Source organism: Myxococcales bacterium (assembly GCA_016720545.1).
In the GTDB taxonomy this organism is placed as follows: Bacteria; Myxococcota_A; Polyangia; order Polyangiales; family Polyangiaceae; genus JAAFHV01.
Genome location: JADKKK010000021.1, coordinates 15,686 through 29,732, shown reverse-complemented (window position 1 = coordinate 29,732; position 14,047 = coordinate 15,686). Strand labels below are relative to the sequence as shown.

Here is a 14,047-nt window from a genome sequence, read left to right as displayed (position 1 = left end):
CGTCGGCGGGCTCCACCGGGCCGTGAAGGAGGGCGCCGACGCCGTCCTGATGCAGTCGCCCACCGGCTCTGGGAAGACCTCCACCATCGCGGAGGGCGTCATCCTCCCGTCCCTCGCCCAGGGGCGGCGCTTCGTCTTCGCGGCGCACCTCGAGGAGCTGCTCGACGACACCGCGGCGCGGCTGAGGAGCATGGGCGTCCCCTGCGGCATCGTGAAGGCGGGGCGGCCGTCGGACCCGTCGGCGCCCGTCCAGGTGTGCTCGACGCAGACCCTCGCGCCGATGCTGGCGCGCGGGGAGCAGGTGCCGCCCGCGCACCGCTTCATTCTCGACGAGGCCCACCGCAGCAGCTCAGCGACCAACCGCGCCGTCATCGCGCACTACAAGGGCACGGGCGCGAAGATCCTCGGCTTATCAGCCACCCCGTGTCGGGGCGACGAGCAGCCGCTCGACGAATTTCAAGCGCTGGTCACCGGCCCGTCGGTGCGCGAGCTCATCGACGGCGGCTTCCTCGTCGAGCCCATCGTCCACGCGCCCGCGAAGGTGCTGGAGCGCGGGGTGGCGGAAGACCCGGCGGAGCTGGTGAACAGCCGCTGCCAGGGTAGGCGCGCGGTCATCTTCGCCGCCACCGCCGCCCACGCCCTCGACATCGCGCGGCGCATCCCGGGCGCGGAGACGGTGCTCGACTCCACGCCCTTCGACGTGCGCTCGACGGTGCGCGACCGGCTCGCGAGCGGCGAGACGCAGCACCTGGTCACCGTCAAGGCGCTCCTCGAGGGCTTCGACGCGCCGCTCCTCGACGTGGTGGTGCTCTGCGGGGCCTTCACGACCGTGACGCCGTACCTCCAGGCCATCGGGCGGGGCCTCCGCGCCTACACCTGCCCGATCACCGGCCGCGTAAGGTCGACTGCCACGTCTACGACCTCCGCGGCGCCGTGCACCTCCACGGGCTGCCGGACGATGCGCGCCGGTGGTCGCTGGAGGGGGCGCAGGGGCGGTCGATGGTCGAGCGACCGAAGCCACTCCGTCGCTGTGAGGCCTGTCACCACCTCTTCGCGCCGCGCACGGTCTGCCCCGCCTGCGGCTCCGTCCATCACTCGCCGGTGCAGATGCTCCGCATCCAGCGCGCCGCCCTCTTCGCCGCGTCGAGCATCCCCATCGGCGCGCGGGTGCAGCAGTGGGTCGACGGCGCCGTGCGCGCCATCACCGCCAAGCGCCCCGACATCAGCCCCGCGTGGGCCCGCGCCGCCGTCTTGAAGAAGCCGCCCTCCTGGGTGCGCGAATACCTCGAAAACCAGTCCGTTTCGCAAGCCGCCTCGCAAACTGCCGGAGACGTCCATGCCTCGTAATGCGGTCAATCAGGCCCCGAAGAAGACCCTGCGCAGCAACCCCGAGGCGATCTTGCAGGGGCGCATCATGGCGGCGCTCTCCAAGGTGTCGGGCTGCACGGTCTGGCGGAACAATGTGGGGACAGCCGTCTACGAGGGCGGCGCTCGCGTCGAGTACGGCGTCGGGGGCACCGGCGCGCCCGACCTGCTCTGCGAGGTCCTCTACCACGGCTCCTCGCTGGCCCTCTGGCTGGAGGTGAAGACCCCCGAGGGTGTCGTCGAGGAGCACCAGAAGAGGTGGCACACCGCCGCGCGCCACGGGGTGCAGCGCCCCGACGGCCTCATCGTCGGGGGCGGTCGCAACGTCGCCGTCGTGCGCAGCGTCGAGGATGCGGTGCGCGCGGTCGAGACGGCGACGCGGTGCGGATGCATCGTCGCGGGCTTCGAGGTCGAGAGGCTGGCGGAGGTGTCCCGTGGGTGAGCCCGCGCGCATCCTCCAGGGCCCGTGGGCGGCCAAGCCTGCAGCGCCCGCCCTCAGCGACCGCACCGCGGACGTCTTCTCCCGCGTGCTCCCCGAGCAGTGGAAGGACTACGCGCCTCGCGAGGGCCAGATCACGCTCACCCGCGCCATCGCCGACACCGTCGACAAGGGCGGCCAGCTCCTCGCCGAAGGCCCGTGCGGCACCGGCAAAACGCTCGCGTACCTGGTGCCGGCCATCCTGCAGGCGGATCAGACCGGGCGGACCGTCCTCGTCGTCACCGCCTCCATCGCGCTGCAGGAGCAACTGGTGCAGCACGATCTGCCCGCGCTCGCCAAGGCCCTGGACGGCGAGTTGCGCGAGCCGCTGACGTGGACGCTGCTCAAAGGGCGCGGCAACTACCTCTGCCAGAACACGCTCTCCGAGCCCGCGCCCACGTACCTCTCCACGGAAGAGCGCGCCGAGCTCCGCACCGTCGACACCTGGGCGCGCACGACGGAGACGGGCGACCGGCTCGAGCTCCCGATGATCGTGCGCGATGGCGTCTGGGCGATGCGCTCGGTCGAGTCCGACGACTGCCTGCGCGACGGCTGCGACCACTTCGACGAGTGCTTTGCCCGGAAGGCCAAGGCGAAGGCCGAAGGCGTCCGCGTGGTGGTCGTCAACTACCACCTGCTCTTCGCGCACATCTCAGTAAGGCGCGAGACCTTCCAGGACATCATCGTCCCGAAGACCGCGAGCAAGGACAGCGGGCTCGCGTGGGACACCGTCCTCTGCGACGAGGCCCACGAAGCCGGGGACATCGCCCGCGACTTCATGGGCCGCGACCTCACGGAGCGCGGCGCCGCGAAGGTGAGCGCATGGCTGAAGCGGTCGGCCGAGGATGGTGACGATGGCGGGAGCGCACCGGAGCGCATCGCTCTCGCCTCGCAGATCGAGCAGTCGGCCGCCGCCCTCTGGCGCGAGATGGGCGACCGACTGCCCATCGCGCACCCGGGCCAGCGGCAGGAAGCGCATCGGGTCCGTGAGGGCCTCCCCGCGGAGCACCTGATCGAACTGCTCGACCGGGCTGCGGCGATGGCGTCGAAGGCCGTGCGCGCGATCAAGGCCCTCGGGAGCGACATCGACCCCGACCAGCGCAAGGTGCTGCGCGCCGCCGAGAATGCAGAGCGCCGCGCGCGCCGCACCCGCCCCTGGCTCGACGCCGCCATCTGCCCCGCCGAGGCGCCGCACACGGTGCTCTGGCTCGAGTCGCACACCGACAAGCGCGGCAACGAGCGCGTGCGCTTCTGCGGGCGGTTTTTGGACGTCGGGAGCGTCCTGCAGACCGAGCTCTTCGCCCGGTCGCGCGCCGTCATCCTCTCGTCGGCCACGCTGACCACGGGGCCGCTCCCGGCGCTCAACCTGCTGAGGGAGGCGGGCGCCTCGGATGCGTGGCACTGGATTCGTCAGCAGCTCGGGCTGCCCAGCACCACACCGGCCCTGGCTGTCGCCTCCCCCTTCGACTTCCGCGCCCAGGCGCTGCTCTGCCTCCCGAGCGGCATGGGCGATCCGACGCGCGACCGCGAGGGCTTCGACGCCAGGGTGGTCGAGGCCGTCGAGGAGGTCGCACGGGCGGCCGGCGGGCGGACGCTCGCGCTCTTCACCTCGACCCGCATGGCGAAGCGCGCCGCGGAGCACCTGCGCGCTCAGGGGCTGGGCTTCCCGGTGCTCTGCCAGGGCGAGCAGCCCCGGCCGCACCTGCTCGCCGCGATGAAATCAAAGCCCTCCATCCTCTGCGCCACCACCTCCTTCTGGACGGGCGTCGACCTCCCCGGGGAGGCCGTCGTCGCAGTCGTGCTCGACAAGATGCCCTTCCCGGTGATGGGCGACCCGGTCCTCGACGCGCTCTCCGAGCTCGCCTTCGCACGCACGGGCGACCGCTGGACCGGATGGCGGGAGGAGTCGCTCCCGCGCGCCACACTCGCCCTGCGCCAGGGAGCCGGGAGGCTGATCCGCTCCGTCTCGGACTGGGGCGTGGTGGTCGTGTGCGACCCGCGGTTGACCTCGAAGGCCTACGGCGCCGGGGTCATCAAGAGCCTGGGGATGCCCGCGCAGGCGCGCTCTCTCCAGGCCGTAAAGCAGTGGTTCAGCAGCAGGAGCACGTCATGAGCCGCGACTGGAAGCCGGTCTCCCACCGCTCGCCCTGCCGCATCTGCAAGAGCCCGAAGCGCTGCGCGGCCACCATCGACGGCCGCGTGGCCAAGTGCTGCTACGCCATCGACGGCGGCGTGGCGCGCGAAGATGAGGTCGGCGAGTACCGCCTCTTCTTCGCCGACGGGGTCTCCTCCGCCGCGCGCCGCGCCCACGAAGCACCGCCGGCCGCTCCACTCGCTGACGTCGACACCCGGCACCTGGTCTACACGGCGCTGCTGAGCGCGTGCGGGCTGTCGGTGGAGCACGAGGCTGGGCTCATGGGTCGAGGCCTGACACCGGAAGACATCGTCGCCCGCGGCTACGCCTCCATCCCGCGCACCGCCCAGGAGCGCGCGGCCGTCGTCGCTCTCGCGCGGAAGGCCCTCGGCGGCACGCTCCCCGCCGATGTCCCGGGCCTGCACCACGGCAAGCTCCCGGACCTCGACGGCGTGCTGATCCCCGTGCGCGACGCCGGAGGGCGGATCGCGGCGCTCAAGGTGCGTCGCGATGGCGCGAGAGACCCACGCTACCTCTGGCTGTCGAGCGGCAGCGCGGGAGGCGCCTCCCCCGGCTCGCTCGCGCACGCGCCGGTCGGGTCGATGGGGATGCTCGACGTCGCACCCATCAGGATCTGTCGCATCACCGAGGGCCCGCTCAAGGCCGACGTCGCGGCCGCGCTCTCCGGCGTCGTCACCCTCGCGATCCCAGGCGCCAGCGCGATCCGCACGGCGCTCCCGCTGCTGCAGGCGCTGCAGCCGACAGTGATCCGCCTCGCGTGGGACGCCGACGCGCGCACGAATCTCCACGTCGCGGGCGGCCTGGAGATGGCGGCGCACCTGCTGCGGACGGAGATGCCCGGGGCAGAGCTCGAGCTCGAGACGTGGGCCACCGACCCGGCCACGCACGAGCCCAAGGGCCTCGACGACGCGCTCTCCGCTGGCGCCACCCTCACCGCGCACGCCGGGCAGGCCGCGTGGTCTGCCCTGGTGGACATCCTCCACGACTCGGGACGCACCCCGCGGCCGGAGACCATCGCGCTCGCGGGGATGGCGGATGCGGAGGATCTGACAGCAGCACAGCACACAGGAGACGCGATGAGCGACGGCGGCATGATGGGCGGCACCCTCGAAACCCTCCTGGCCGACGTCCTTGCCGACCTGAGCGCCGACCCCGACATCGCCCTCTCCGACGCCTTCATCGCCCGCGTCGCCGCGCTCTCCGCCGCCGATCAGGCGAAGGTGCACGCGCGGGTGAAGGAACTGAAGGTGCCCGCGCGACCCTTCAACACCGCGCTCTCCGCGGCGCTCAAGGCACGTCGCCGCGAGGAAGACCGCGCTGCAGCTGTTGAACGCGTCGAGCAGGCTTCCGCGCGCAAGCCCCGCATCATGCTCGGGCCCGACGAGGACCGCGTCGCCGACGAGGCGGTCATCGCTCTCTCCCGCCACCCCGGCGTCTACCAGCGCGGCGGCGCCCTGGTCTACGTCGTCGCCGACCAGTCCCCGCTGCGCGGCATCACCCGGCCCGCGGGCGCCTCGCGCATCGCCCCGCTCCCGCTCCCCACGCTCAGGGAGTACCTGTCGGGCGCTGCGGTGTGGACCACGGACGGCGAGGACGGACCGAAGGTCGTGCACGTGCCCACCACCTGCGTCCAGGCCGTCGCCGCCCGCGGGCAGTGGATGGGGCTGCGGGCGCTGGAGGGCATCGTCGACTGCCCGATGCTCCGCCCCGACGGGAGCGTGATCGAGGAGCCCGGGTACGACGAGGCCACCGGCGTCATCTACACGCCCTCGCAGAAGTACCCGGCCGTGCCCAAGGCGCCCACCCATCAGGACGCCCAGGCCGCCATCGCCAAGCTGGCCGACCTCTTCTGCGACTTCCCCTTCCGCACGCCCGCGCACGCTTCGGCCGCCATCGCGGCGCTGCTGACGCCGCTCGCGGTCTACGCCTTCGGGGGCCCGAAGCCGCTCTTCCTCTTCGACGCCAACACCGCCGGCGCGGGCAAGGGCAAGTGCGTGAGCATCATCTCCGAGGTCGTCGCCGGGAGGCCCATCGCCGTCATGGCGCCCGTCGAGGACGACGCCGAGCAGCGCAAGCGGATCACCGCGCTGGCGATCGAGGGCGCGACCCTGGTGCTGATCGACAACATCGTCGGCAACCTCGGCGGGCCGTCGATGGACGCGGCCCTCACGGCGACGGAATGGTCCGACCGCATCCTCGGCTCGTCGACCACCGTCAAGCTCCCGCTGGCCATCACCTGGTACGCCACCGGGAACAACGTCGCCCTCGTCGGCGATATGCAGCGCCGGGTGCTGCACGTGCGGCTGGAGTCGCCGGAGGCCAATCCGGAGGATCGCGTCGGGTTCCGGCACGAGAACGTCGAGGCGTACGCCCGTGCCCATAGAGCCGAGCTGGTCACCGCCGCCCTCACCGTCCTGCGCGCCTACGTCCTCGCCGGCCGCCCGCGCCACGGCCTCGCGCCCTGGGGGAGCTTCTCCGGATGGTCCGACCTCATCCGGGGCGCCATCGTCTGGTGCGGCCTCGCCGACCCGGCCGAGACCCGCCAGGAGCTGCGCGCCGAGGCCGACTTCACCGCGGGCGCCCTCCGGGGGCTCATCGCGGGCTGGCCCGAGGTGGCCAAGCGCTACGGCGGGCACTGCACCGCGGCGATGGCCTTGCGGGAGCTCGACCGCGACGACCGCGACGCCTTCGGGCAGCAGCGGCCGGTGGCGTACGCGGCGCTGCGGGAGGCGCTGGCGGAGCTGATCCAGACGGCGCCGGGGAAGCTGCCCTCGACGCGGCAGTTGGGGAACACGCTGCGCGCCTACAAGGGGCGCGTGGTGATGTGCGCGGACGGGGCGCTCCGGGCGCTGTCCCTCGCCAAGACCGGGAAGGAGGGCGCCGTGTGGTGCGTCCGTGGGACCGAGCCCGCCCGGAAGACCACCGCCGGGATGGTGAGGGAGGGTGACTCTGGTGAGTCTGGTGACTCTGTTTCCGGCTACCCCGTACGAGACCATCATGCATTTGCGGGTGAGCGCGCACCTGCGCATGTAAATGCAAGGGTGCCCGAGGCGCCGGGGGGCTGGGGAGACTCACCAGAGTCACCAGACTCACCCTCGACCCCCTCGCCGACTTCTCGACCGACTACGACCCCGAGGACCCCGACTTCGGCTGGGGCGAGGTCGACATGGGTCCGGGCGCTCCGGGGAAGGGCGGGCTGCACTCGTGAGCCTCCAAAGCTCCGCCCGCGCCGCCCTCCCGACGCACGATCCGGCGTCCGTCCCCTCCGCCGCCTCTCCTGAGCCTCCTGGGTGCCTCTGCGCGCCTCCAGCGGCCGTGCCCTGGCTCGCGCCCCCGACGGCAGGAGCGAGCATGGCGGGCGGCACCGTGGGCACCGTCCGCCGAGCGCTCCGCCTCCCGACCGTCGCCGAGTGCGCCGAGCTCCTCGCGGGCGGCTGGACTCCCCTGCTCGGGCGCCTGGGCGTCTGGGTCGACGACAGCGGGGATGGGTGGGGCGATGGTGGACGTGGGCGCTGGAGATCGCGCGACGGGACCGGAGCCGGGCGGGCGCCGATGGCGGGGGAGGCGCGTGCCACGATGCACCGGGGCGTGCCATTTTGGCAGCGATGGCAGAGGGAGTGACAGAATGACAACGGACGGTGACACGATGGCAGAGGGCGTAGCACTCCGGCTGCGCGCCCTCGCCGCGACGCGATGGATCGACCGCAGCGACGCGGCGACACGCGAGGCGCTCCTGGCGGGCGCCGACGAGATCGAGCGCCTATGCGAGGTGGTCGAGACGCTGCGGCGCACGATCGACGCGGGCGACCTCGCGGGCCTCGCTCGACGGGAGGCGGGGCCGGTGACGCGGCGGCAGTGGCGGGCGTGCGCGAGGTGCGGGCAGTGCTTCTGGCTGGCCGACGACGAGGCGGTGCCGGGGCATGGGGTGCGCGACGCGTGGGGCGCGGACCGGGCGTGTGGAGCGGTGGTGACGAGCGAAGGGAGCGAGGGGCGATGACGACGCGAGACGACGGCGAGCGGGTGTCGATGGTGTGCGAGCGGGTGGTGTCAGAAGCGGCGTTCTCCGCGATGCTCCGGGCGATGCGGCCCGCGCAGATGCTGAGCGGCGACCTGCGCTCCGTGGACAACGGACGCGACTCCAGCGGGGGGCTGTGCGAGACGACGGCGACGGAGCGCGCCATCGACCGCGGTGACGGGGCTCGAGCGCGCCTGGTGTCGCACCGCATCGACGCTGCGGCCCCGCGGCATCGGCCGGCGCTCCGCTGGCTGATCGACCGCGCCCACGTCGGCGACCTCGCGACGCTCGCGCGGCTCTACGCGGGGCAGCACGGCCCGATGGCCCTCCGCGATGCGCTCGACCGGGCGACGGCGACGCGCACGAAGGCGGCGGCGACCTACCAGCGCGAGGGGCCGTCGCCGGGGTGCGCCATGACGGTCGACGGGATGCGGGCGCGGGAGGCGCTGACCACGGCCACGTCGCGCGAGACTGCGGCCGACGCGGCGCTGTCCGTGTGGGGCGTCGAGGCGCTGGGAGCGGCGTGCGAAGCGTGGCAGGGGGCGGAAGACAGGGCGGCGTGACCACCCCGCGCCTGACGCGCGCTGTCAAACTGCGCACACCCTGCGACACCCACCTACCAGCGCATGGCCCGATGGATTCGCGCGCCGTCGAATGAGCTTGACCGAGGTTGCAGGCCATGCCCGTCTGGCTCTCGCGCGCTCGCTTGAGCTTCGCCGCTCTGAGGGCGGCTCGCCCGGACGCCGCGACCACCCACGCATCCCGGCGCAGTCGCCCTGCCCTTCGCGGGGCAGGTGGAGGGGCAGCACCTCCTCGGGGTCTCCGCTGGTCCCCGTCGCTCGCGACCCGTGGGCGACGGCCGCGGGGGAATCTTTCGCAGCGCTCTTGACGGGGGACCATTCGGACATCCACCGTCGTTTTCGGTGGCCGAGTTGCGTCCGCTGACGATCGCGCAAGTAGCGCGGCTGCTCGGCTATACGCCTCGCCACGTCACCCGTCTGTACGACCGCTGGGCCGCACGACAGCACGACCCCACGATGCCCCGCGTGACCACCGTACCCGTCGCCATCGGCAGCGGGGCGAAGCGCGCCGCGAAGGCGGTGCTCTGGCCGGTGGCGGCGTGACCATGAGCCGCAAGCCCCACGACACACCTACCGCGCCCGCGGTGGACTCCGCTGCTGCGGTGTGGCTCCCCCTCTCCGCGCTGCGCCCCAACCCGCGCAACCCCCGCGCCCACGGGGCCGAGGTCCAGCGCCTCGCCCGCACGATCGTCCGCACTACCTGGGGCGCACCGATCATCGCGCAGGCGAGCACGCACCGCATCATCGGCGGCCACGGTCGCCTCGAGGCCGCGCGCCTCATCATGGCGGGCATCGAGGTGGACGGCATCGCTCGCGGCGGCGCGGATCACCGCTTCGACCGCAGCGCCCCCGCCCCCGGGCTGGTGCCTGTGCGCCTCGTGGACGTCAGCGACGCCGAGGCCGACGCGATGACCCTCGCGGACAACGCCGTCGCCCTCCAGGGCCACGACGACGCCGCGGCGGTGGTGGCGATGGCGACGGCCGCGTTCGAGCGCGACGCCCCGACGATGGCCGACATGGGCTACGCGGCGGCGGACCTCGACGCGCTGGTCAGACGCGCAGGCAACGCCGTCCTCGCGGCAGCGCCTCCCGCCCGCGTTCGAGCACGCCGCAGACGACACCGTCGAGCGCCCCGAGGTCATCGGTGACCCCCCGACGTACCGCGGCGACCCCGACGGGCGCGAGTACGACGAGAGCGTCGAGGATGAGGTCGACTGCCTCTCCTGCCCCCACTGCGGCGGCAAGGTGCCCCGTGGCTGACGGCGCCCCGCGACTCCAGCGCATCACCGACTATCCCGCGCTGCTCACCGAAGCATGGGCGCAGGCCCACGCTCCCCGCGAGGCGAACGCGCCCACGGTCATCTCGACCTTCGCCGGCTGCGGTGGATCGTCGCTGGGCTACCACATGGCGGGCTTCCGTGAACTGCTCGCCGTCGAGTGGGAGCAGAACGCGGCCGACACCTTCCGGCTCAACTTCCCGCACGTCCCGCTGTACCACGGCGACATCGCCAAGCTCTCCGTCGAGGAGTGCCTGCGCCTCGCGGGCGTCGCGCCCGGTGAACTCGACGTGTTCGATGGCTCGCCGCCGTGTCAGGGATTCTCGACCGCGGGCAAGCGCGAGATCGGCGACCAGCGCAACCAGCTCTTCCGCGAGTTCGTGCGGCTGCTCTCGGGTCTGCGCCCGCGCGCCTTCGTGATGGAGAACGTGAGCGGCATGGTGAAGGGCGACTTCAAGGTCATCTTCGCCGAGATCCTCCGCACGCTGAAAGCCTGTGGCTACCGCGTGAAGGTGCGGCTGCTGAACGCGATGTTCTACGGCGTGCCGCAGTCGCGCGAGCGCATGATCTTCATCGGCGTGCGGGATGACCTCGGCGTCGAAGCGTCGCACCCGAGCGGGGGGCGGAGCCGGCCTGGTGAGGCGGCGCCCGTCGCCCGGTGTGATGGCGCTGTCGCGTGGACGCCACGCTGGCGGGCCCCAACGACTACCGAAACGAAACGGCGTCGCTCGCGACAGGGCGGTGCCCGCCTGTCGCAACGGCAGTCGGTCACGGTGGCCGATGCGCGTGCGCGAAATATTGCAGGTTCCCGGCTCGTCCTTGCGTTTCCGGTTCGGCGTGATCGGCGTCGAGCGCATCGGCAACAGCGTCCCCCCGCTCCTGATGCGCTCCATCGCGCGCCACGTCCGCACGCTGATCGCCCGCTGATGGCCCTCACCCTCACCCCCGAGCTCGCGGCCACGATCCGCGGCGCTCGCCTCGTGGGCACCCCCCTCCGCGCCTGCGCGAAGGCCGCGGGTGTCCCGTGGGACACGATGATCGGCTGGCTCCGCGTCGGCCGCGCGTACAACGCCGCAGAGCCAGCGAAGCGCAACCCGCGCCACGTCGCGCAGGCTGCGTTCGCGGCGGAGCTCGACCGCGCCGGGGCGCAGTGCGAGAGCGCGCTGCACGCCCGCGTGATGAAGGCCACCGAGGATGACGGGCGCTTCGCGCTCGACGTGCTGCGGTGGAACGAGGAGCGCGGGACGCGGCAGCTCAAGCGGCAGCTCGTCGCGGCGCAGGTCGAGGTCGAGCGCCTCCGCGCTGCTGGTGAGCTGGTGAACCGCACCGACCTGACCACCGATGGGCAGCCGATCGGCGCCCTCACCGATGACGCACTCCTCGCCCGCATCGCAGAGCTCGAGCGCGGCGGCTGAGCTCCGCGCCCTGCGGCTGGAGTACCTCCGCCGCCTGGAGCTGCGCGCGGAGACGCTCCTCGACTTCATCCCGCGCGTCACCCCCCGGTGGTCGCGCCCCTCGCACCTCGCGAAGCTACTCTCGCTCCTGGAGCGCGTGGCCCGAGGGGAGCGGGTGTTCGCGTGCATCTCCGTCCCGCCGCGCCACGGCAAGACCGAGACGCTGCTGCACTCCATCGCGTGGCTCCTGCGTCGCTCGCCCGCGGACACCATCGCGTATGTCTCCTACGCGGCGCAGGTCGCGGAGTCGAAGTCCGACCTCGCGCGGTCCTACGCTCGGAGCGCCGGCGTCACACTGCGGGAGGATCGCGGCTCCCTCGCAGAGTGGCGCACCCCCGAGGGCGGCGGCGTCCTCGCGACGGGCATTGGCGGGCCGCTCACCTCGCAGGGCTGCAAGGTCGCGATCGTCGACGACCCTTTCAAGAATCGCCAGGACGCCGAGAGCGCCCTGATTCGTCAGCGCACCTGGGACTGGTTCACATCGACCCTGTGGACCCGCATCGAGCCCGGCGGCTCCTGCATCGTCTGTCACACCCGGTGGCACGAAGACGACCTGATCGGTCGACTCGATCGCGGTGAGATGGATGGGGTCGAATGGGAGATCATCAACCTCCCGGCGATCACTACGGACGCGGACGGCGTAGAGCAGGCGCTCTGGCCTGAGCGATGGCCGGTGTCCGAGCTCGCGGTGAAGCGCGGCGCGAATGAGTACGACTGGGCATCGCTCTTCCAGGGGCAACCCATGGCACGCGGAGGCGAGGTGTTCCGCGCTCCGGCGCGCTACATCGACCCGATCCTGACGGGCGCTCGCACCGTCCTCGCGGTCGACCCTGCGGGCACGGAGAGCACCCGCTCTGACTGGACCGTGGCTGTGGCCCTCGCGGTGCGCGGCGCGGGCCTCACGCTCGCGGCCGACGTGGTCGACGTGCTGCGGATGCGCGCCGAGACGGGTGCTGTAGCCGCGGAGCTCGCGCGCTTCCAGCAACGCCACGGCGGCGCCGCCATCCACATCGAAGCCTCCCGCGACGGCAAGGCCGTTGCTCGCACTCTACGGCAGATCAACCCGACGCTCCTGCTGACGGAGGTAGTGCCGCGGGGCGACAAGTTCGTCCGCGCGCAGCCCGTCGCCACCGCGTGGAACGAGGGCCGCGTGCGCGTCCCGTCGAGCGGTGTGGCCTACCCGTGGGTCGGCCCCTTTCTCGAAACGGTGCTGCGGTTCACCGGCGTCTCCGACGCCCATGACGACGACGTTGATGCGCTGGCCTACGCGTGGGCCGTGATCGACACCCGCGAGCCTCTCGCCTCTCGCCCCGCCTCTCGCCGCTCCGTCCCCTCCTGGGGCTTCTGACCTCCCCTCCCGATGCCCTCCGACACCACCCGCCGCGTCACCAGCGCTTCGCCGCAGGACCGCTACCAGCGGCGCCTGGGCGCAGGCCTCACGCCGCAGTCCATCACGGCGGTGCAGCGCGAGGCCGACACCGGCCGCATGGCGTCGTGGGCCGACCTCCTCGACGAGGTGCGCCAGGGTGACCCGCACCTCCACGGCGACCTTGCGAAGCGCGAGCAGGCGGTCAGCGGCGCGGAGTACGAACTCCGCCTCCCTGCGACCGCGTCGAAGCGCGACGGGGCGAAGGCCCTGCGGCTCTGCCAGGACGCGCTCGACGCCGTCGAGGTGCCCGCGGGCTCGCTGGGCCTCTCCTTCCGCGGCGCGTTGCAGCAGCTCGCGAGCGCCACCTACCACGGCCGCGCCGGCGTCGAGGCGGTGTATGCCCGCGAGGGCCGCTACCTCTACCCGCGGCACCTCTACCCGATCCACGCGCGACGGCTCGCGTGGAGCAATGAGCGCGACTGGCGCCTCTACCTCTACGACGCGCAGAGCGGCGACACCCGCTTCGCACGCTTCCCGGGCATCCCCTGCGACGACCCCGCGGCCTTCCCTCGCGGGAAGCTGATCCTGCACACCCCGCGAGCGTTCGGCACGTACCCGACGCGCGAGGGTCTCGGCCGCGCGATCGTCTGGTACAGCGCCTTCAAGCGATGGTCGGTTCGCGACTGGATCGCTTTCGCGGAGTGGTCGGGCCGCGGGCTTCGCGTCGGGAAGTACGCCACCGGGCGCGACCCGTCGAAGGACGCGCGAGCGAACGACGAGGACGTCGAGATCCTCGCCGCCGCGCTCGACGCGATGAGCTCGACCGTCACCACGGTCATCCCCGACACGACGGACCTGAGCGTCATCGCGGCGCCCGACAGCGGCGTGCACGCGGAGCTGGTGAAGCTCTGCAACGGGGAGATGTCCAAGGTCATCCTCGGCGGCACGCTCACCAGCGACCCCGGCGACAAGGGCGCCCGCTCGCTCGGAGAGGTGCACCTGCGCGCGATGTTCCAGCTACTCCGCAGCGATGCGGAGGGCCTCGCCGACGTCATCCGTCGCGACCTGCTGACGCCGCTGGTGAGGATGAACCTCGGCGACCGCGCGCCGGTCCCCTTCCTCGCGCTGAACGTCGAGCCCCCCGAGGACGCGCTGGCTCGTGCGGAGCGGCTCGACCTCTACATGAGGCACGGCCTCACCGGTCTCCGCGAAGTGGCTGCGGGACATCGAGAGCATCCCTGACCCGACGGACGGCGAAGAGGTCGTGGGCGGCAAGCCCTCGGCTCCGCCGAAGCCCGCCCCGAAGCCCAGTGAGACACCGCCTCCGCCCGCTGACGAAGCCGCCTGAGAGAC

11 protein-coding genes are annotated in these 14,047 nt (G+C 72.6%); all 11 read left to right on the top strand.

Annotation, left to right across the window (positions count from 1 at the left end):
- Positions 1 to 1,255 (top strand): DEAD/DEAH box helicase family protein (locus IPQ09_25195; protein ID MBL0197466.1); only part of this gene is annotated, 1,255 nt, incomplete at its 5' end.
- An 81-nt stretch (positions 1,256 to 1,336) separates the two neighbouring features.
- On the top strand, positions 1,337 to 1,807 hold the full coding sequence (locus IPQ09_25190; GenBank protein ID MBL0197465.1) for a VRR-NUC domain-containing protein: 471 nt from the start codon (positions 1,337 to 1,339) through the stop codon (positions 1,805 to 1,807).
- The gene (locus tag IPQ09_25185) at positions 1,800 to 3,956 is read left to right on the top strand and encodes an ATP-dependent DNA helicase (protein ID MBL0197464.1); all 2,157 of its coding nucleotides are present in this window, start codon (positions 1,800 to 1,802) and stop codon (positions 3,954 to 3,956) included. The genes IPQ09_25190 and IPQ09_25185 overlap by 8 nt, the downstream gene beginning before the upstream one ends.
- A complete protein-coding gene (locus IPQ09_25180; protein ID MBL0197463.1) occupies positions 3,953 to 7,279 on the top strand; it encodes a hypothetical protein in 3,327 nt (1,108 codons plus the stop codon). Before IPQ09_25185 ends, IPQ09_25180 begins: the two co-directional genes overlap by 4 nt.
- A gap of 344 nt (positions 7,280 to 7,623) precedes the next feature.
- Positions 7,624 to 7,995 carry a hypothetical protein gene (locus tag IPQ09_25175; protein MBL0197462.1) on the top strand — a complete coding sequence of 124 codons (372 nt, stop codon included), beginning with the start codon at positions 7,624 to 7,626 and terminating at the stop codon, positions 7,993 to 7,995.
- The gene (locus IPQ09_25170; protein MBL0197461.1) at positions 7,992 to 8,576 is read left to right on the top strand and encodes a hypothetical protein; all 585 of its coding nucleotides are present in this window, start codon (positions 7,992 to 7,994) and stop codon (positions 8,574 to 8,576) included. Before IPQ09_25175 ends, IPQ09_25170 begins: the two co-directional genes overlap by 4 nt.
- A 360-nt stretch (positions 8,577 to 8,936) precedes the next feature.
- Complete coding sequence (locus IPQ09_25165) at positions 8,937 to 9,137, top strand: AraC family transcriptional regulator (GenBank protein ID MBL0197460.1); 201 nt, start codon at positions 8,937 to 8,939, stop codon at positions 9,135 to 9,137.
- 2 nt (positions 9,138 to 9,139) lie between these two features.
- Complete coding sequence (locus tag IPQ09_25160) at positions 9,140 to 9,742, top strand: ParB N-terminal domain-containing protein (protein ID MBL0197459.1); 603 nt, start codon at positions 9,140 to 9,142, stop codon at positions 9,740 to 9,742.
- A 104-nt stretch (positions 9,743 to 9,846) separates the two neighbouring features.
- Positions 9,847 to 11,286, top strand: a complete 1,440-nt coding sequence (gene dcm / locus IPQ09_25155; protein MBL0197458.1) for a DNA (cytosine-5-)-methyltransferase — start codon at positions 9,847 to 9,849, stop codon at positions 11,284 to 11,286.
- Positions 11,240 to 12,673 carry a hypothetical protein gene (locus tag IPQ09_25150; protein ID MBL0197457.1) on the top strand — a complete coding sequence of 478 codons (1,434 nt, stop codon included), beginning with the start codon at positions 11,240 to 11,242 and terminating at the stop codon, positions 12,671 to 12,673. Before dcm ends, IPQ09_25150 begins: the two co-directional genes overlap by 47 nt.
- Before the next feature lie 12 nt (positions 12,674 to 12,685).
- Complete coding sequence (locus IPQ09_25145; protein MBL0197456.1) at positions 12,686 to 13,936, top strand: DUF935 family protein; 1,251 nt, start codon at positions 12,686 to 12,688, stop codon at positions 13,934 to 13,936.
- Positions 13,937 to 14,047 lie beyond the last annotated feature (111 nt).